We start from the raw sequence: 17578 nt of genomic DNA, 5'->3' as shown, positions 1-17578 counted from the left end.
GGTCCAAATTACCTTACAATGATTATGCTCGGAGCAATTGCTGTCTATGTTTTTATCGTCGTAGTTTTCAGAAAAAAGTTGAATGAAAATATTTATCCATGGGCTTTATGGATGATTGGGTTGAGTTTATTGTTGATGTTCTCTATGAGAAGTTGGTATGTTAGTGGCGGGGATATTATTACTGAAAATCAATTATTTCAATTAACTAGTATAAAATATATTTGGAATTTGGCTAATTTTAAAGACGCATATAACTCTTGTTTAAGCATTACTATTCTGCCAAACGTTTTAAATAACTTTTTAAAAATTCAAGGAGATTATATCTTCAAAATATTTAATCAAATAATTTATAGTATTTTCCCCATCATAATTTTTTTAATATCAAAAAAATATTTAATCGATAAAATTTTAACTTTTTTGTCAGTATTTTTTGTCATTATTTTTGAAGGGTTTATTGAAAGTTCACCAATGCATATTCGTCAAGAAATTGCTTTTATTTTTTTTAGTTTAATGATCCTAATTTTATTGACAAACGATTTATTTTTCAACTCAATAAAAATTTTATTTATACTCTTTGGATTTTCGATGATTGTTTCGCATTATTCCACTTCTTATATTGCCATTACTTTTTTTATTTTGACTTATATCTCTTCTTTTATTTGGAGAAAGTTTAAAAATATGGAAATAGGAAAAGGCAAAATAAAAAAAATCCGCAGCCGATTTTGTCTCACAATCGAATTGACTTTGCTTATCTTACTTTTTGGTTTTTTATGGTTGTCTCAAATAACTCAAACATCCTCTGGACTTGTTAATGTTGCAGAAAGCAGTATCAAACAGATAAATAATATCTTTCAAGAGGAAAATAATATGGGACAAATATCTTCTTATAATGATCTCTTGCAAAATTATACCTATGAATTAAATATTAAGTATAATACTCTTTATAAGATTAAATTATATGATAATATTAAAATTAAAGAATATTACAGCAGAGCAATTAATCCTGAGATTTTATCATATAAAATAAGTATTGGTTTTATAAATATATTTGGTTTTTACAAAATTCTCAAAATTTTAATACAAATTTTAATTATTATGGGGGGGTTTTATTTTTTATTTTTTAAAATTAAAAAGAATAATATTGAACGTCTGATTATGGTTATTATTAGTACTTTATTTTTAGTATTAATAAAACTATTGCCTTTTGTTAACTCCACTTATGATCCAATGCGATTTTTTTATCAAATGATTATCTTGTTATCTTCTTTTTTAATTTTGGGATTTTTGTTTTTTTTAAAGTTTATATCAAAAAATAGAATCTATTTTGTTATAACGACCATTTTTATTGTTTATTTTTTATATAGTTCGGGATTTTTAGCACAAATAATAGGTGGCCAGGCCCCCAATTTGCAGTTAAATAACATTGGTGATAAATATAATATGTGGTATACTTATAACGAGAAGAATACTGCTATAAATTGGTTTATTTTGAATGAAAATAATAAAGATATATTATTTGTTAATAATTATGATATGCGCAGATTTCAAGTTAGTTCTACTTCATTAAATTATAGGGTATTTCAAGGAATACTCCCTTCAACAGTGTCTCCTGGTGCTTATGTTTATTCAGATAAAACAAATATTCTCAAAAATAAGGCTTATTTATTTCCAAATAATCTGGTTGTTCCTTACAATTTTCCAACCGAATTTCTAAACGAAAATAAAAATAAAATTTATAATAACGAGGGTTCTGAGATATTCAAATGAGAATACTTTTAATAAATGATAAAGGAATTAATTCTGGAGGATCGCAGATATATTTATCAGAACTCAAAAAAAATTTAAAATTTCGAGGGCATATTGTAAAAATTATTTCTAGTAATCTTGATGTTCATAATAAATCTTTTAGTGATTATACTTTTAAGGGATTTAATACAAAATCTTTTTTAGGTGCACTTTTTTCACTTTTTAATCCTTATTCATATTTTGCGGTTAAGGAAATATGCAAGAAGTTCAAACCAGATATAGTACATCTTAACTATATTTTTGGTCAAACTTCTCCTTCAGTTTTACTTTGTTTGAGGAACATTCCAAAAGTAATCACTTTACATGGTCTTACTTATCTCTGCCCACTTGATAAATTTAAATCACTTAATATTTGCAATTGCAATTTTGGAGTAAAATGTATTTCTTGTTTAGGTTTGAAATTTCCATATTATGCTTTAAAGAATTTTTTATACAAAAGATTAGATAATATTGACTGCTATATTGCAGTAAGTAATTATATTGCAAAGCAATTTTATGAAACCGGGCTTAAAAAAATTAAAGTGATACACAATAAAATTCATCTTTTAAATAGTTCTAAGATAAATCAATGGAATAAATTGTTATATGTTGGCAGATTGGAAAAAGAAAAAGGGGCAGAGATATTAATTCGTGCAATTCAAAAAATTATTTGTGTTTTTCCAGATACTCATTTGAGTATTATAGGTGATGGTGCACAAAAAAAATCATTATTAAGGTTAACAAATGATTTAAAGTTGGGTAAGCATATTAAATTCTTTGGAAAAATTAATCACGAAACAATTACTAAATTTTATAAACGTTCTACAATAGTAATTATTCCATCAATAGGCCCAGAATCTTTTTCTTTAGTTGGAATTGAAGCAATGAGTGCTGGTAGACCTATTATAGCAAGTAATGTTGGGGGCATTCCAGAATGGCTTAAAGATAAAAAAACCGGATATTTGGTTGATCCTGGAAATGCAAATCAAATAACTGAAAGAGTTATAGAACTTTTGTCAAACCGCAAACTTCTACAAAAAATGGGCAATCAGGCAAGAATAACTGCAGAAAGTAAGTTTAATATTAATTTTTACATTGATGAAATAGAAAATGTTTATAAATCAGTATTATCTAATAAAAAATATAAAATTTCTCTTAAAAAAAGAGCATTAAAAAGGGCAAAATATTTTTCTTGGGAAAAATACTCAAGAACCATCCTATCCCTCTACAAAACCCTCCAAAAACCAAAAAATCCTCGCAAGAATAATTGAATAAGCTCGGATTTTTATTTTTCAAATCGAAAGATTTAAATAAGTATCGCGTTTATTTATGTGTATGAATATATGTAAGGAGGATTTACTCAGAATAAATAAAGGATTTGGCGGGAATTTACGTAATGATTCAAGTTTAGATTATGCCTTAGATATTCAAAGTAATAATAAGTTCGGAAAATATAATAAATTGGCTTATCTTCTAAGAGCAATTCTAGTTGATCATCCTTTTTCAGATGGAAATAAAAGAACTGCAATGTTTTTTTGCTTGGATTTTGCAGAAGAAAATAAAAAGCAAGTAGATAGAGAATTATTGTTGCATCAGATAACTTCAATTGCAAAAAATAATATCACTGAAATAAGAAATATCGCAGACAGAATAAAAACCTGTATCAAATAAAATGGAACAAAAAAAAATAAATTATATACTAGAAAAATATAAAGAAATGTTTGAAGCTCTTGAGAATTATGACAAAACAAGACAACTTCCTTTTGACAGAAAAAGAATAGATTTGACTTTATCCGTTAGAACTATTAACAAATTAAAAGAAATAAAAGCCAAAACCGGAAAACCGATTTCTCAAATAGTAGAAGATTGTTTTAAGTAACTCAAACTTTCGAAAAAATAAAAAATAGAAACAACAAAACTCCCAATCACCCATGCATAACCAATTCCAACCAAACCAAATCCAATTGTCAAAAATAAATAACTTAATCCAATCATAAAAAAAGCACCAACAATATTATTTATAATTATACTTTTAACTTTATTCTTAATTCGAAACACCGACGAGAAAACAGAATTCACAGCAATAAAAATTCCAGAAACAGAAAGCAATCGCAAAAATCCAAAACCCTCAGAAGAATAATCTTCTCCAAAAAATAAAAGAATATATTTTCCAAAAAAGAAAATAATAATTATTGAAGGAATTAAAAGCAAAGAAATAATTTTTACAGCTTTCTTCAAGTGTTCTCGCATATCTTTTTCATTATTACTTCCTTCAGCAAACAAACTATTTGAAGTCGCAGTGGGAATTGCAAATAATAAATTTGCAATCATCATAGCAATATAATAATAAGCAGAAAATTCTGGTTTTAATATCAATAAGATAATCAGCGGCAAAATCAAAGCGGGCAATACCGAAATAAATCCTGCAACATAATTTTCAAAACTATATCTTCCAATTTTTTTAATAATTGAATCATAAAAAACTATTTTTATTTTATAATTAAATCTATAAATTAAAATAAAAACACTAACTAAAAACCCAATTATCAGAGCAACAACCCACGACGAAAAAATTCCATAAGCACCCAAACTCACAAAAAGAAATGGAAAAACTAATCTCGAAAATCCGAATATGGAATTTTTTATTAAATTATACTTACTGCTTCTATAAGCAATAAAAATTCCTTCAATCAGCGAAGACCAACTCGCAAAAATCATAAAAAGGATAAAAATCAAACTCAAAACCAAATTATGCTTTATAAAAAATAATCTCGGAGAAAAATCATTTATTAACAATAAAAATATTGAAGAAACTATAATCGTAACAATAGCAACAATTGTAAAACAAGTATTTATTTTATCATTTTTCCTTTCTGATTTTCCTAAAAATTTTATTAATCCAGAATTCAATCCCAAAAGAGAGAATGAAGTGATAAGCCCCATTGCGGAAATAATCGTCGTAGCTAAACCTACATTTTCAGCATTAAACAATCTCGCGCAAATCATCCAGAAAAAAAATCCTGTTGCCGCCATAATAAAAGTCCCAAGCATCAAAAAAATAGAATTTTTATACAAAGAATCTTTAACAAATTTATTCCAAAATCCTTGCTCATCTTTCATCCACTTATAAAATAAAATCCAAAAAATAGAAAAATAAATCAGAAAAAAAATCATTCCAGTATAAGAATGATATAATCCTAATGCCAAATTTTTAGAAATAAATCCCCCTAAAATAAATAAAATCAAAACTCTCAAAACATTCACAAAAAAAGCCCCAGCAATTGCAGGAACAAATAATAAAATTGCCTTTTTCTTATTTATCTTCTTCCAATCAAGCAAAATAATAAATAAATACAAAGCAGAAAAAAGAAAAATAGAATAAATTCCAGAACACGCCTCTTCAATTCTTGCCCCAAACCCATTCACAAATAAAGTCCTTGGTTCAATAATATTAAAATTAATTTTAAAAACAGAAAGAACAAAAGAAATAATTTTCAAAACTGCCTCGCTCGAATAACTCCATAAACTCCAGACAAAATTCATCAAACTCGCCATCACAACTCCAAAAATCAAAAAGTAAAAAATTTCTTTTTTGAAATTTTTTGAGAAATTTTTTACAAACTCAATTCCATAAATTCCCAATCCTAAAAATAAAAATATTCCCACGCCGACAAGATGCACAAGAAAAATAAACCACAAACCCGACGGCAAATCACTAATATTAATTTCAATTAGGTAAAATAAAATAAAAAAAATAAATGAAAGAATAATAAAACTAAAATCTCCAAATCTAAATTTATAATCATTTAATTCTAAAAGCTTTTCTCTATACAAAAGAATAAATCCGGCAATCGAAAACAGCAAAATATATCCAACTCTTCCATAAAAATAAATCCCAAAATCATTAAGTAATTTTTCAGAATAAAGATTTTTTCCAATTAAAAAAGAAAATGCAATAAATAAAGTTATAAAAATTCCTGTTTTTAAAATAAATTGCTTAAACCCTTTCCCAAATTTCATGATTTATCAATTTCTCGAAGATATTTAAATTTATATCCAATAACTTCTTTCTATAACAAATTTATCAATAATAAGATGAACAATAATTCCAGATAGAACCAAAATAACTGAAATAATTATTGCAGAAAATTTCGACTTTGAAATTTTCTTAAATTTATACAGTAAAAAAATTATTGCCAGCAAAATCACTGCAATGATTAGCCAATTTGAAAAAGTATGCCCAAATAAAGCCAACGGACGAAAATACGGGCTCGTCATAATTACAGCAGGACTTAGAGATTTTTTTATTATAGCAGTAATCCCAAAATCAAGTAAGTCCGGAATTAAATGTCCAACAAAAAAGGCCAAACCATAATAATATCTTTTCAAAATCAACCAAAAAATTCCTGCTCCAAAAGAAGCAATTGCCAGATGAGTAAGTAGTCCTCCCATAATAAAAATAAAAAATATAACTATAAAAATCTATTTAAAATAAATAAAATTTCTTTTTAATTTGGGGTTTACTTTCTTCGAACAACAAAGAAAACAGCTGTAGCACCAATAACAGTTATCAATCCTGCAATCAATCCAAACTCAGGAATCAATGGCACATTGACAACGCCGATATTGACATCCAAACCTATAACTTCTTTATCTATACTTACAATTCCCGAAACAGTATTTTCACCAACTCCTTCTTTTAAGGCGTGAACTGATAAAGCATCATTAATATCGCAATCATTTTCTGCGAATACAATACTATATGCTCCATCAGAATTACTTGTTACGGAATTTGTTGTAGTTATGCTGTTATGTGTACAACTAACGTCCACAATAGCATTTTCTACAATGTCTGTAAACTCTGCGTTATAGATTTTTCCAGCAACTAAAGTTTTAGCACTAGCAATTCCTATCATAGAAAAAACTAACAATGCAAAAACCCCCACTAAAATTTCTTTTTTCATATCAAAATATAATTTTCCCCTTTAAATAGATTTCTATAAATATTTCACTACTAAAAATAAATAATTATTTGCATCTTAAAACAAGAAAAATAATTATAGAACATAAAAGAGTCACAAATCCTGCAATCAATCCAAACTCAGGAATTAGAGGGGCACTAAATATTTCTACATCCACTTTCACTTCTGGAACATCTACCCAATCGCATAAATTAATTTGATAACCAATTGCACTTCCAATTATACCATCTTTACTCGCAAAAACTAAAACTTCATCATCGCAACCACAATCTTTATTTGAAAAATTAACTGAATATTTGCCATTTGATTTACTCAAAGTATTCAAAGTCATATTTCTGCAAGTCACACTAACATTCGCGCCAACAACGACGTCGAGAAAATTATTATTTTGATAAATAGTCCCGCTGATAACTTCAACTTTATTTTCAAAATGCAACGCACTCACAAAACTAAATTCAGAAATAAATAAAATAGACAAAATCGCCAAGAGCAAAATCTTTTTCATTTTTCTCTCATAATTAAATGAATTGCAATTTATAAATAATTCTATATCAAATTAATACAAATAAAAACAAATTAAAGATTAAATTTATAACAAAAGTCAAAAAAATATTTTCACTAAAATCATAAACCAAACAAATCATAAAATTAATTGCAAAAAAGAAAACAGCAATTTTGAATCCAAAACCCATACAAAAAATTCCGTAAATTAAAGCCGCAAATATAATCGCCAAAAATCTTCCATAACTTTTTTTAATTAAATTCTGAATTAATCCCCTAAATAACAACTCCTCTGCAAAAACCATAATCGGAAAAATAAATAATAAACTTGAATTTTTAGTAATTTCAAAAAAATAATTTCCTAAAAATCCCGTAGAAATTCCAAACAAAATTCCCAACGGCAAAAGAAAAATAAATTTTTTAGTATATCCTGGATTAATTTTAAATTTAAATAAATAAAAATTCGCAAGAAAAAAAAGCAAATAATAAAATATTAAAGTTCTCCAAAAAAAATTAAAAGGAATAAAAATTTCAAAAATTCTTAACATCGGCAAAATCATAAGTGCAATCGCCAACTTTCCATAATCATTAAGTTCTTCAATTTTAGACAGCGAAATCAAAATTCCAGCGACGAGAATTGAGTATAAAATAAATCCTGCAGTTTGATTAAATCGAATAATTATCTCTGACAAAATTATCGACGCAGTTATTAGATATAAAAGAATCATTTTATTTTCAGATAAATTGAAATTACACTTGTAATCGCAACAATCGCAAAAATAATCATCGCACCAATTACAAAAGGCAACAAAGATTTTTTTAATTTATGATTTCCAAGTTCAACTAAAATCAAATAAAAAATTAATAAAACTGTCAAAAATATCTGCGAAATTTCAGGGGTGTTTTGTAAATTTATCATTTTAAGGGCTTATTTCAACTCGCCCGCTACGAGCAACACCTCTAATCCATTAATTTTTTTAGGGTTTATATTCTTTTAGTTTTAGTAAGATCTTATCAGCGTCTATTGATTCCATAGATTCCTTAAAAAGAGGTTGGTATTAAGTCACAAGGGTTAGAAAAATATAAATAATAGTAAACTATCTAGAAATATGACTCAAAAGAATGATTGGGCAGTTTTAATTGTATTGTTTATCACTCTAGCAATTGTTTTTCCTGCTATAGCTATTTATGTTCTGCAATCGGTTTTATTAATTGTTGGCATTGCAATTGGACTGGTGATTATCATTTTGCTTATTTTTCTTTTTTTGAAAATGAGAGAGGAAAATACATCAATATGAAACCTGCTAACATTGTATTTTGGTTATTAGCAATTTCTATTATACTAACAGGATTGGTTACAATTGTTGCACTTTTAAAAAATGTAAGTATGTCTGATTTATCAGGATTCTATTCAATAATGGGTATATTTATGGGACTTTTTGGTGGGGGATTGCTTGGAGCAGTGTTTAGGGAAGGAAATAATCCTCCTAGGAGAAGAAGATGACAGATTATATTGCAGACATAATTAAGTCCATTTTTATTTTGATATCAGGAATATTAATTCTTTCAGCTTTGGGTACTGAAATTGCCAAGCAGATGTCAGTTCAATTTATTTTTATGGGAGCAATATTGCTCTTTATTGGACTGGCGTATCTATTCTTAAAAGTTCTTAGAGAATTTATTGATTGGTAAATAACCCTTCAAATCCTACCGAACAGACATCACTCTAATATACCAAGAAGTATGAATGCGGGAGGAAGGATTTGAACCTTCGCAGGCACTAAGCCACAGGATATCTTAATTTTTTATACTTAAGTCCTGCTCGTTTGACCACTCCGACACCCCCGCTGAGCGACTTCATCTGACAAATTTATATAATAACAGATTGGGTCGCGAGTATACGACAAAAATTCCGCGGAATTTTTGCATAGTTTTATTAGAAATAGCAATTTAAAAAACCTTTTGTTTAACACCTTTCTTTAATCGTTCTCGTATCAACTAAACAACTTAATTCCTCGCTGTCAGAAAATTCTGTGATTACTAATTTCACCTGATTTTTTTTCTCCAAATCTGAAACATTAAAAACATAATTTATTTCAGAGTCCTGATTTGGAATAGAACAATAACCGCCGTATTTCGTCGAAAGCGTTCGCACATCAGAACATTTTTTTTCCACAATTTTCCATTTAGTAGAATTATCCCCAAAAAAAACAAACCTCAAATCAATTAAACTTAAAGCATCAGATTTTCTTTCAACTTCTACAACAATTTCTCCAGAATTCAAATAACAAGCTTCTTTTATAAAAACACTTTGAGTAATTGCAAAATTATCAAAACAGCTAACCTCGTCGCCAAATTGTTCATCTGTAATATTTCTCAAATTATAATAAAGCAAAAACGCAGCAGCAAGAGACAAAACTACAATCACCAAAATTACTATAACTTCATTCAAACCCTTTTTATTTTTCATGAAACTCTGCACGAAGTCGCGCCAACATCATAAATATTTATTTCCAAAATTTTTAAATCCCCATCGTATAATTCAACATTTTCAGCATCTCTCGTGCTCGGCACAAAAATACTAAATTCAGTTTTCATTTCTCCAACACTTCCTGAAATATTTTCTTCAGTAAAATTTTCTAAAATCCCGTCGCTAAAAATTAATGTCGGATTAAAATCTGCAGAATAAATTGTTTCATTTTTTCCAGTTAAATTATAACTATATCTAAATCCCGCAAAATGCTTATAGTCAGGAACACATCCTTTTTCAAGCGTCTTATTCAAAACCGAAAAATTTCCGTCGTAACTCAAATCAATCGAAATATAATTTCCCTCACATAAATTAGATTCAGAACCAACTAAATTAATTAAAAAAATCGAAATAAATAAAAAAATTAAATATTTATTTATATTCATCTAAATTCTCCTCAACGATTTTCTCGTCGAATTTTCCAAAATTTGTTGTGCTCAAAGTTCTCATTATTCCTGAATTTATGCTTCTGTAATAAGATTCATACGAACATCCCAAATTACATTCATCAATCTCACTTTTAAATTTGTCGCAAGATGAAACGCAATTTTTACTTCCAGACGGAATTGTAGAAGGCACATATTCATCAGCAAGATTTGCAAAAACATGCCCGAACTCGTGAATCAAAACACTTTTTGAAGTCGCAGTATTTATACTCATTAAATTCAAATATGCCGAACTTCTCGTAGATGAAGATTGTTCTGATAAAACAATTAAATAATCATTCGGACAAACCGCGCTCGACTTCACTAAACTTTTTGAATAACAAATTAAAATCCCATTTTGAATCTCACATTCAGGTGCAACATTCACAGAATAAAAATTAAATTTATCTTTATTTGATTCAAATGGTTCAATTCCTAAAAAATAATTTATATAATCCTGTGCCTCGCTGTCATCAACATTATCAAAAAAGAAAACAATGTCGATTCTATTTTCAGCGTCGCCATTCTCCAAGATTTTGTTGCAAGTTAATGGCTCGCTTGAAATCACTTCTGGTTGATTATAATAAATCACAACAACAATTCCCAGCGAAATTACTAAAAATCCCAACAAAGAAAAAATTAAATATTTATATTTCGCGAGTTCCATATAAAATTATAGAGCATATATATAAAAACTTTCTTATAATTAAAATTATATCGCCTTTGTAGCTCAGCCAGTCAGAGCATCGCTTTCGTAAAGCGAGGGTCGGGAGTGCAAATCTCTCCAGAGGCTTAATTACAAATCAAACTCGTCGATAAAATTAATTATTGATTTATATCTTTCTAAAAATTTAAATCCTTTTTCTGTCAAAGTAATATTTTTATTTTCTTTATCTTTAATTTCTTTAATTAATTCCCTTTCCAGCAAGTCAGAATAATATTCTTTAAATCTAATCGAAGAAAGATTCGAGCGTCTCAACAACGGAGTTGGTTTAATAAAATTTTTATTTTTCTGAATTACTTCCAAAATGTCCCGCATAATTTCAAGTTTGCCTCTTTTTGTCATTTTAATTTCCCGTCTTTCTAAGAACTTTGTAAAGAATTGCCATAAAAATAGATATCGACGCCAAATAAATAATTAAATTATACATCTCAAAAAATTTAGGTAGCAAAATATCGATTATATTTAAAATCCAGAAAATGAAAAGCAAAAGATAAATCGCAAAAAGATTTCCTTTTTTATTTTTATAATCTTTGTAAGCAATCAACAAAATAAATCCTGCAAATAATAAAAGAACAAAATTCAAAGAAAAATAAATTAAATTATCTTCGAAAAAGGTTCCTGCAACTGCAATTATTATCGCGAGTAAATTAAATAAACAAATTTTTAATTTGCTATGATTCCATTTTTTCCAAATTATACTATGGAGCAAATAAAAAATTGCCATCGAGCTCGAATATAAAAATATTAGCAAAGTAAATGCTCCCAAAATCCTCGGTGACAAATCTAAAATTCTTTGAATATCAAAATAAACTAAAATAAATTTTATAAAACTTCTAAAAAAATATGCAATCGCAAAAAATAAAAACGCCGTCCTAAAATACCGAATTCCTTTGTAATCAGTAAGCTCGTATAATTCTTTCGTCCCAAAATAAATCATTAAACTGCAAACTATAATTATAAATGAATAAATAATTTCACTGCTAAATCCAAGCGCTGCAAAGTTTTCAATAAATGGGGGCATATTTAATCTTAGCAAGTCAAGTTTTTAAGCTTTTATAAAATCCATGGATTGCAAATCCATTTTATTTAAATAATTTATTATTATAAAAAAATTATGAAATTCGAAAAATTTGCAAAAAAAGGAAACCTATGGCTTTTATCGTTAGGAATTTTAATTTTTTCAGCTTTGTCTGGTTTGTTAATAAGATGGCTTTTACTTTTATTTTTGTAGATTTCAATTCCATCTCATTTAAATATTAAAAAATTAAATAATTTTATGCCTCAAAAAATAAATGCAATAATTAGTATATTACTCCTAATTTTCTTTTTAGCAGCATTCTTAACAGGTGCGATAGGAGGAGGACACGGCAGTATTCACAAAATTACAAGTTATATTGCTTTATTTCTAATGCTCGCTCATATCATTAGCTATTTTGCAATAATAAAATCTTATCCAAAAATTTTAACTTCAAAAAATAATTAATTTCCGTCGGGAATTTTAATTTTAGTGGATTTAAAATCCATCTTATTTAAAAGTAAGATTTACAAAATAATAAATAAAATGAGTGGTTCAAAAAAAAATTCTTGCGAAAATAATTCTTTGATTAGAATTGAAAATGTTTGGAAAAAATATGATATGGAAAAATCCGAGCCCCTCGTAGTTCTAAAAGAAATAAATCTTCATATAAAAGAAAATGAATTCGTCGCAATTACTGGACCTTCTGGAAGCGGAAAATCCACAATGGTTCATATCATCGGAGCTTTAGACCGCCCTTCTTTCGGAAAAGTTTATCTGAAAAATAAAAATATTGCAGAAATGTCAGAGTCGTCTCTCGCTTTTTTGCGCGGAAAAACCATTGGATTTATTTTTCAGCAATTTAATCTTCTCCCAACTTTAACAGCTTTAGAAAATGTTATGTTGCCAATGGAAATTATTGATTTGCCAGAAAAATTTGCAAGAGAACGCGCAATAAAATTATTAACTTCTTTAGGATTAGGAGAAAGATTAAATCATAAACCCTCTCAACTCTCAGGAGGACAACAGCAAAGAGTAGCAATTGCGAGAGCACTCGCGAATAAACCGGAAGTAATTCTTGCAGACGAACCAACTGGAAATTTGGATTCTAAAACTGGAAAATTTGTAATGGATTTCCTGGGAGAATTGCATGAACAAGGCACAACCGTAATTCTAATCACTCACGATTTGAACCTCGTAAATTACGCGAAAAGAGTCGTTCATCTAAAAGACGGAATGATAGAACAAGAAATTCATAACACTCACAGAAAATGAAAAAACAATTTATTTTATTATCTCTAATTTTATTTAGTTGTTTAGCTTTAGCAAGTGCGGCAACTACTATTAATACTTGTAATCTTAATGTAACTTTAGTAAATCAAGACCCTTATCCTGCAACTCCTGATAGTTATATTAAAGTTGTATTTCAGGTTAGCAATGCTTATGACAGCGATTGCGGCGGCGCATATTTTGAGTTAGCTCCTTCATATCCTTTTTCTTTAGATGAAAATGATTCTTGGCGATTTCTCGAAGAAGGAACCGTTTTATCTTCAGAATACAGTCAGGACTGGATGATTGCTTACAAAATTCGTGTAGACAAAGACGCACTCGACGGCGAAAATCTCATTGAAGTTCATTACGGCCCTGGAACAAAATATTCAGATACTTATCTCACAGCAAAATTTAATATAACAATAAAAGACGCACGAACAGAATTCGACGCTGTAATCCAAGAATCAAGCGACTCTGAAGTTTCTATCGCAATCGCCAACGTAGGCAAATATACTGCAAATTCAGTCGTCGTGAGAATTCCAGAACAGGAAAATTTTCAAGCATCAGGCACCGACGGACAAATGGTTGGAAATTTAGAAAGCGGCGACTACACAATTGTAAGTTTTACTATTTCTCAAATTCTAAATATGACTCAATCAAGAGAAAATCCACAATCAACATCGCAAACAAAGAATTTGAGCTTTGATATTTATTATACTGACAACATCGGCGAAAGAAGAGTTGTAAATATGGAATTACCATTTTCATCAACTTCAGGAAACATTACTACAACAACTTCAGGAAATTTTCCATCAGGTTTTCCAGGACAGCAACAAACTTCTTTTTTTAGTTTAAGAAATTTTATAATACTTTTAATAATTTTAATTATTGGATTTATTCTCTACAAAAAATATCCTGCACAATCGAAAAATTTATATGAAAAAATAAAAACCAAAATAAAAAATTTATTCAAAAAGAAAAATCTCGACAAGGGAGAAATTCCTGATTGGGTAAAGAATTCAAAAGCAAAGGAGAAGAAGTAATCTCTAAGATGAGATTGAAAAAATCTTTCCAGCTTGCAATAAATATTTTTTTTCATAGCAAATTAAGAAGCTGGCTAACAATTATTGGAATTATTATTGGCATCGCTGCAGTTGTGGCTATTGTTTCTATAAGTCAAGGAGCACAACAACAATTAGAAGAAAGATTAAGTGGTTTAGGTGCAGATGTTTTAACAATAACTGCTGGCTCATCAAAGGCAAGAGGAACAATGGGTTTTGGCGGCGGTGACCCTTTTTCATCAACTTCTTCAGTTTCTGCAAAAAATTTAACAGCAAAAGACGTTCTCGTTTTAAAAACAATTGATAATGTCGCGTATGTAATGGGGCAAGTTTCAGGAAAAGGTGACATAACTTATTCAGGAAAAACTTCCAGTGCAAGTATAACAGGAGTCGATGCATCTGTCTGGAAAGATATAACCACTGAAGAAATTTCAGAAGGAAGATTTTTAGTTCAAGGTGATTCTTATTCAGTTGTCCTCGGCGGTGATGTCGTGAGCAGAACTTTTGACGATGCAATTACCATAAATAGTAAAATAATTATTGAAGGAACTTCTTTCAAAGTAGTAGGAATAACAGACAGCGGTTCTTCAATTTACATGCCAATTGATATTGCAAGAGAAATTTTAGAAGATGTTGGAGAAAAAGAATTTAGTTCTATCTCTGTAAAAATCAAAGATGTAGATTTATCTGACGCAACTGTCGAAGATATAACTGAAAAATTAATGTTAGCTCGCGGAATTTTACAAGAAAAAAATATTGATTTTTCTGTTTCTTCTCCAGCAGAAATGCAAGAAACAATGCAAGAAACAATGGACACAATGACTCTTTTTTTAGGAGCAATAGCTGCGATTTCTCTAATTGTTGGGGCTGTCGGAATTGCAAATACAATGTTTACATCCGTTCTAGAAAAAACCCGCGACATCGGAATTATGAAAGCAATCGGAACAAAAAACAAAGATATTATGTATATATTTTTATTTAATTCGGGGCTTATTGGATTAGTTGGAGGAATCGGCGGAATAATTCTTGGCTACTCTGCATCGACGACAATTAGCACTTTAAGTGGAATTACAACTTCAGGTGGTGGCGGACTCACAGGAATGTTAAGTGGAGAATCAGTAATTTCTGGATGGCTCATCATTGGAGTTTTATTATTTTCAATTTTAGTCGGAATGATTGCCGGCGCAATTCCTGCATATCGCGCATCAAAATTAAATCCTGTCGACGCATTAAAATACGAATAAAAAAGTTTAAAAATATTTAATTCCAAAAATTAAAATGGTAAATGCATCAGCTGTCCAGGGCAGAATGAATCAAATTCAGAATTCAGACGAGATTGCAAATTTATTTGGAAAATTAGTTTCAGGAAAATCAGGATACAAAGCAGTAATTGAAGTCACAAAACCAACCCCGAAATGTGAAAAATGCGGAAAAATTTTAGAAGGTAGCGAAAAATTTTGTCCTGAGTGCGGGCAACCGACTTCATTCGTAAAAAAATAATTCTTTAAAATATATTTAGATTTATATAAATAGTTAAAAACTAAAAAATTATTTATTTTTATGTCAGATTCAACAAGAATCGAAAATTTAAGAAGAACTCATTTAAATTTGCAAGAATATATTGACAGCAATTATCAAAAAATTTGTGAACTAATAAAAAAATCAGGAGCTTTAGAAGAACCGCCAAGATTGCAAATAGTTTCTATCGACGGAATTTTGGGAGAATTTACTTCTGAAGATTTAGAAAAATTAAACGCAATTTTAAAAACCCATATCGCAGGACAAATTGAGACAAGTCCCGCGGGACTTTTTTATAATCCAAGTTATGTTTTTGAATTTGAAAAACCGCGCACACATCAGCCAGTTCAACAACAGCCAAAACAAAGGTGGTATCATTTTTTCTCGCAAAATCATAAGATTTAAATCTCTTATTTTTCTCTTTAATATATGAAAAAAATTATCGCAAAAATTATTTCAAATGAATTAAATAAAAAAGAAAATGAAATTATAAATTTAATAGAAATTCCGCCAAATTCTGAGATGGGTGATTTTTCTTTTCCATGTTTTCATCTCGCAAAAGATTTGAAAAAAAATCCCGTCGTAATTTCATCAGAACTTGCACTGCAAATTCAAAAAAATATTCCAAAAGAAATTTCAGAAATAAAATCTATCGGGCCTTATCTAAATTTTTTTATAGATAAAAAAATTCTCGCAGAAAATATAATTAAAAAAATTTTAAAAGAAAAAGAAAAATTTGGAAATAGCAACGAAGGAAAAGGAAAAAAAATTGTCGTCGATATGTCTTCTCCAAATATTGCAAAACCATTTGGAATAGGGCATCTTCGCTCAACAATCATTGGAAATTCAATCTCAGAAATTTATAAAAAAGTTGGATACAAAACAATTAAAATAAATTATTTGGGTGATTGGGGAACTCAATTCGGCAAAATCATTGTCGGCTATAAAAAATTCGGAAGTGCAGAAAAATTAAAAGCAAATCCTATAAAACATCTGCTCGAAATTTATGTAAAAGCAAATCAGGAAAAATATGAAGAAGAATCAAGGCAATGGTTCAAAAAATTAGAAGATGGCGACAAAGAAGCAACAAAATTATGGAAAATGTTTCGAGAATTAAGTTTAAAAGATTTTGAAAAAATTTACAAAATTCTTGGCATAAAATTTGATGTAATTTCAGGAGAATCGATATATAATAAAAAAATGGAAAATACCATCCAAGAATTAAAAAATAAAAATTTACTCGTAAAAAGCGAAGGAGCATTTATAATTGATTTAAAAAAATTTAATTTAGGAGTTGCCTTAATCCAAAAAACCGACGGCGCAACTTTATATGCTACAAGAGATTTAACAGCAGCGATTGACAGGTTTAATAAATATAAATTTTCAAAAATGATTTACGAAGTCGGGGCTGAACAGAAACTTCATTTTCAACAAATTTTTAAAATTTTAGAACTTCTTGGATATTCTTGGGCAAAAGATTGCGTTCATGTTTCTCATGGTTTATATCTCGACAAAGACGGAAAAAAATTTGCAACAAGACACGGAAAAACTATTTTTATGGAAGAGATTTTAAATGAGACAATTGAACTTGCGAAAAAAACAATTCTAATAAAAAATCCAAAACTAAAAAATAAAGACGACGTAGCGAAAAAAATTGCTCTCGCAGCAATTTTTTTCGGAGATTTAAAAAATAATAGAACAAATGATATTATTTTTGATATTGAAAAATTTTTAGAATTCGAAGGCGACACTGGGCCCTATCTTC

At 28.7% G+C, this 17578-nt stretch carries 23 protein-coding genes, 1 tRNA gene and 1 pseudogene; 15 read left to right on the top strand and 10 right to left on the bottom strand.

Features of this window, described 5'->3' with window-relative positions:
* Window positions 1-78 precede the first annotated feature (78 nt).
* The 4 genes from PHC28_RS01370 to PHC28_RS01355 all read left to right on the top strand — a co-directional run bounded on the left by PHC28_RS01370 (window position 79) and on the right by PHC28_RS01355 (window position 3664).
* The gene (locus tag PHC28_RS01370; RefSeq protein ID WP_300095905.1) at window positions 79-1767 is read left to right on the top strand and encodes a DUF2206 domain-containing protein; all 1689 of its coding nucleotides are present in this window, start codon (window positions 79-81) and stop codon (window positions 1765-1767) included.
* Window positions 1764-3056 (top strand): glycosyltransferase family 4 protein, encoded by a 1293-nt coding sequence (locus tag PHC28_RS01365; protein WP_300095902.1) that lies wholly within the window; start codon window positions 1764-1766, stop codon window positions 3054-3056. Before PHC28_RS01370 ends, PHC28_RS01365 begins: the two co-directional genes overlap by 4 nt.
* Window positions 3057-3120: 64 nt before the next feature.
* Window positions 3121-3456 (top strand): Fic family protein, encoded by a 336-nt coding sequence (locus PHC28_RS01360; RefSeq protein WP_300095899.1) that lies wholly within the window; start codon window positions 3121-3123, stop codon window positions 3454-3456.
* Between the two features lies 1 nt (window position 3457).
* Window positions 3458-3664 carry a hypothetical protein gene (locus tag PHC28_RS01355; RefSeq protein ID WP_300095896.1) on the top strand — a complete coding sequence of 69 codons (207 nt, stop codon included), beginning with the start codon at window positions 3458-3460 and terminating at the stop codon, window positions 3662-3664.
* On the opposite strand, the gene PHC28_RS01350 is transcribed toward PHC28_RS01355, so the two are convergent.
* The 5 genes from PHC28_RS01350 to PHC28_RS18305 form a co-directional block, all read right to left on the bottom strand.
* The gene (locus PHC28_RS01350; protein ID WP_300095893.1) at window positions 3637-5805 is read right to left on the bottom strand and encodes an archaeosortase/exosortase family protein; all 2169 of its coding nucleotides are present in this window, start codon (window positions 5803-5805) and stop codon (window positions 3637-3639) included. The genes PHC28_RS01355 and PHC28_RS01350 overlap by 28 nt on opposite strands.
* A 30-nt stretch (window positions 5806-5835) precedes the next feature.
* Window positions 5836-6237: a hypothetical protein gene (locus PHC28_RS01345; protein ID WP_300095891.1), complete on the bottom strand. Its 402-nt coding sequence runs from the start codon at window positions 6235-6237 to the stop codon at window positions 5836-5838.
* A gap of 68 nt (window positions 6238-6305) precedes the next feature.
* Window positions 6306-6749: a hypothetical protein gene (locus PHC28_RS01340; RefSeq protein ID WP_300095888.1), complete on the bottom strand. Its 444-nt coding sequence runs from the start codon at window positions 6747-6749 to the stop codon at window positions 6306-6308.
* Window positions 6750-6813: 64 nt separating this feature from the next.
* Window positions 6814-7272, bottom strand: a complete 459-nt coding sequence (locus PHC28_RS01335) for a hypothetical protein (protein ID WP_300095885.1) — start codon at window positions 7270-7272, stop codon at window positions 6814-6816.
* 46 nt (window positions 7273-7318) lie between these two features.
* Window positions 7319-7816 carry a CPBP family glutamic-type intramembrane protease gene (locus PHC28_RS18305; RefSeq protein WP_367277968.1) on the bottom strand — a complete coding sequence of 166 codons (498 nt, stop codon included), beginning with the start codon at window positions 7814-7816 and terminating at the stop codon, window positions 7319-7321.
* Window positions 7817-8377: 561 nt separating this feature from the next.
* Between PHC28_RS18305 and PHC28_RS01330 the strand changes: the two genes are divergently transcribed.
* Genes PHC28_RS01330 through PHC28_RS01320 form a run of 3 tightly spaced genes read left to right on the top strand, consistent with a single transcriptional unit; the run spans window position 8378 to window position 8960 of the window.
* The gene (locus PHC28_RS01330) at window positions 8378-8566 is read left to right on the top strand and encodes a hypothetical protein (RefSeq protein ID WP_300095882.1); all 189 of its coding nucleotides are present in this window, start codon (window positions 8378-8380) and stop codon (window positions 8564-8566) included.
* Complete coding sequence (locus PHC28_RS01325; protein WP_300095879.1) at window positions 8563-8772, top strand: hypothetical protein; 210 nt, start codon at window positions 8563-8565, stop codon at window positions 8770-8772. Before PHC28_RS01330 ends, PHC28_RS01325 begins: the two co-directional genes overlap by 4 nt.
* Complete coding sequence (locus tag PHC28_RS01320) at window positions 8769-8960, top strand: hypothetical protein (RefSeq protein WP_300095876.1); 192 nt, start codon at window positions 8769-8771, stop codon at window positions 8958-8960. The genes PHC28_RS01325 and PHC28_RS01320 overlap by 4 nt, the downstream gene beginning before the upstream one ends.
* Window positions 8961-9016: 56 nt before the next feature.
* On the opposite strand, the pseudogene PHC28_RS01315 reads toward PHC28_RS01320, so the two are convergent.
* The 4 genes and pseudogenes from PHC28_RS01315 to PHC28_RS01300 form a co-directional block, all read right to left on the bottom strand.
* Window positions 9017-9116: pseudogene (locus PHC28_RS01315) on the bottom strand.
* A 118-nt stretch (window positions 9117-9234) separates the two neighbouring features.
* Complete coding sequence (locus PHC28_RS01310; RefSeq protein WP_300095874.1) at window positions 9235-9738, bottom strand: hypothetical protein; 504 nt, start codon at window positions 9736-9738, stop codon at window positions 9235-9237.
* The gene (locus tag PHC28_RS01305) at window positions 9735-10184 is read right to left on the bottom strand and encodes a hypothetical protein (RefSeq protein ID WP_300095869.1); all 450 of its coding nucleotides are present in this window, start codon (window positions 10182-10184) and stop codon (window positions 9735-9737) included. The genes PHC28_RS01310 and PHC28_RS01305 overlap by 4 nt, the downstream gene beginning before the upstream one ends.
* Window positions 10171-10890 carry a M64 family metallopeptidase gene (locus PHC28_RS01300; RefSeq protein ID WP_300095865.1) on the bottom strand — a complete coding sequence of 240 codons (720 nt, stop codon included), beginning with the start codon at window positions 10888-10890 and terminating at the stop codon, window positions 10171-10173. Before PHC28_RS01300 ends, PHC28_RS01305 begins: the two co-directional genes overlap by 14 nt.
* Before the next feature lie 52 nt (window positions 10891-10942).
* On the opposite strand from PHC28_RS01300, the gene PHC28_RS01295 reads away from it, so the two are divergent.
* A tRNA-Thr gene (locus PHC28_RS01295) sits at window positions 10943-11016 on the top strand.
* Between the two features lie 3 nt (window positions 11017-11019).
* On the opposite strand, the gene PHC28_RS01290 is transcribed toward PHC28_RS01295, so the two are convergent.
* The gene (locus PHC28_RS01290; RefSeq protein WP_300095862.1) at window positions 11020-11289 is read right to left on the bottom strand and encodes a winged helix-turn-helix domain-containing protein; all 270 of its coding nucleotides are present in this window, start codon (window positions 11287-11289) and stop codon (window positions 11020-11022) included.
* 934 nt (window positions 11290-12223) lie between these two features.
* Here PHC28_RS01290 and PHC28_RS01285 point away from each other — a divergent pair.
* The 7 genes from PHC28_RS01285 to argS form a co-directional block, all read left to right on the top strand.
* Complete coding sequence (locus PHC28_RS01285) at window positions 12224-12430, top strand: hypothetical protein (protein ID WP_300095859.1); 207 nt, start codon at window positions 12224-12226, stop codon at window positions 12428-12430.
* A 78-nt stretch (window positions 12431-12508) separates the two neighbouring features.
* On the top strand, window positions 12509-13237 hold the full coding sequence (locus PHC28_RS01280) for an ABC transporter ATP-binding protein (RefSeq protein WP_300095856.1): 729 nt from the start codon (window positions 12509-12511) through the stop codon (window positions 13235-13237).
* A complete protein-coding gene (locus PHC28_RS01275) occupies window positions 13234-14277 on the top strand; it encodes a hypothetical protein (protein ID WP_300095853.1) in 1044 nt (347 codons plus the stop codon). The genes PHC28_RS01280 and PHC28_RS01275 overlap by 4 nt, the downstream gene beginning before the upstream one ends.
* Complete coding sequence (locus PHC28_RS01270; protein WP_300095850.1) at window positions 14241-15539, top strand: ABC transporter permease; 1299 nt, start codon at window positions 14241-14243, stop codon at window positions 15537-15539. The genes PHC28_RS01275 and PHC28_RS01270 overlap by 37 nt, the downstream gene beginning before the upstream one ends.
* A 34-nt stretch (window positions 15540-15573) precedes the next feature.
* The gene (locus tag PHC28_RS01265; RefSeq protein ID WP_300095847.1) at window positions 15574-15795 is read left to right on the top strand and encodes a zinc-ribbon domain-containing protein; all 222 of its coding nucleotides are present in this window, start codon (window positions 15574-15576) and stop codon (window positions 15793-15795) included.
* Window positions 15796-15855: 60 nt separating this feature from the next.
* Window positions 15856-16218: a hypothetical protein gene (locus PHC28_RS01260; protein ID WP_300095844.1), complete on the top strand. Its 363-nt coding sequence runs from the start codon at window positions 15856-15858 to the stop codon at window positions 16216-16218.
* A gap of 24 nt (window positions 16219-16242) precedes the next feature.
* Window positions 16243-17578 (top strand): arginine--tRNA ligase (gene argS / locus PHC28_RS01255; protein WP_300095840.1); only part of this gene is annotated, 1336 nt, incomplete at its 3' end.

Origin of the sequence: Flavobacterium sp. (genome assembly GCF_028712645.1) — a bacterium.
In the GTDB taxonomy this organism is placed as follows: domain Bacteria; phylum Bacteroidota; class Bacteroidia; order Flavobacteriales; family Flavobacteriaceae; genus Flavobacterium.
This window is presented reverse-complemented; position numbering and strand designations above follow the sequence as displayed.

What these genes read in the sequence shown, in the direction of transcription:
- PHC28_RS01330 (WP_300095882.1), top strand. Translation starts at nt 8,378, where the DNA reads ATGACTCAAAAGAATGATTGGGCAGTTTTAATTGTATTGTTTATCACT.
- PHC28_RS01360 (WP_300095899.1), top strand. Translation starts at nt 3,121, where the DNA reads ATGAATATATGTAAGGAGGATTTACTCAGAATAAATAAAGGATTTGGC.
- PHC28_RS01305 (WP_300095869.1), bottom strand. Translation starts at nt 10,184, where the DNA reads ATGAATATAAATAAATATTTAATTTTTTTATTTATTTCGATTTTTTTA.
- PHC28_RS01285 (WP_300095859.1), top strand. Translation starts at nt 12,224, where the DNA reads ATGCCTCAAAAAATAAATGCAATAATTAGTATATTACTCCTAATTTTC.
- PHC28_RS01290 (WP_300095862.1), bottom strand. Translation starts at nt 11,289, where the DNA reads ATGACAAAAAGAGGCAAACTTGAAATTATGCGGGACATTTTGGAAGTA.
- PHC28_RS01350 (WP_300095893.1), bottom strand. Translation starts at nt 5,805, where the DNA reads ATGAAATTTGGGAAAGGGTTTAAGCAATTTATTTTAAAAACAGGAATT.
- PHC28_RS01275 (WP_300095853.1), top strand. Translation starts at nt 13,234, where the DNA reads ATGAAAAAACAATTTATTTTATTATCTCTAATTTTATTTAGTTGTTTA.
- PHC28_RS01310 (WP_300095874.1), bottom strand. Translation starts at nt 9,738, where the DNA reads ATGAAAAATAAAAAGGGTTTGAATGAAGTTATAGTAATTTTGGTGATT.
- PHC28_RS01280 (WP_300095856.1), top strand. Translation starts at nt 12,509, where the DNA reads ATGAGTGGTTCAAAAAAAAATTCTTGCGAAAATAATTCTTTGATTAGA.
- PHC28_RS01320 (WP_300095876.1), top strand. Translation starts at nt 8,769, where the DNA reads ATGACAGATTATATTGCAGACATAATTAAGTCCATTTTTATTTTGATA.
- PHC28_RS01365 (WP_300095902.1), top strand. Translation starts at nt 1,764, where the DNA reads ATGAGAATACTTTTAATAAATGATAAAGGAATTAATTCTGGAGGATCG.
- PHC28_RS01265 (WP_300095847.1), top strand. Translation starts at nt 15,574, where the DNA reads ATGGTAAATGCATCAGCTGTCCAGGGCAGAATGAATCAAATTCAGAAT.
- PHC28_RS01335 (WP_300095885.1), bottom strand. Translation starts at nt 7,272, where the DNA reads ATGAAAAAGATTTTGCTCTTGGCGATTTTGTCTATTTTATTTATTTCT.
- PHC28_RS01260 (WP_300095844.1), top strand. Translation starts at nt 15,856, where the DNA reads ATGTCAGATTCAACAAGAATCGAAAATTTAAGAAGAACTCATTTAAAT.
- PHC28_RS01300 (WP_300095865.1), bottom strand. Translation starts at nt 10,890, where the DNA reads ATGGAACTCGCGAAATATAAATATTTAATTTTTTCTTTGTTGGGATTT.
- PHC28_RS01355 (WP_300095896.1), top strand. Translation starts at nt 3,458, where the DNA reads ATGGAACAAAAAAAAATAAATTATATACTAGAAAAATATAAAGAAATG.
- PHC28_RS01325 (WP_300095879.1), top strand. Translation starts at nt 8,563, where the DNA reads ATGAAACCTGCTAACATTGTATTTTGGTTATTAGCAATTTCTATTATA.
- PHC28_RS01340 (WP_300095888.1), bottom strand. Translation starts at nt 6,749, where the DNA reads ATGAAAAAAGAAATTTTAGTGGGGGTTTTTGCATTGTTAGTTTTTTCT.
- PHC28_RS18305 (WP_367277968.1), bottom strand. Translation starts at nt 7,816, where the DNA reads ATGTTAAGAATTTTTGAAATTTTTATTCCTTTTAATTTTTTTTGGAGA.
- PHC28_RS01345 (WP_300095891.1), bottom strand. Translation starts at nt 6,237, where the DNA reads ATGGGAGGACTACTTACTCATCTGGCAATTGCTTCTTTTGGAGCAGGA.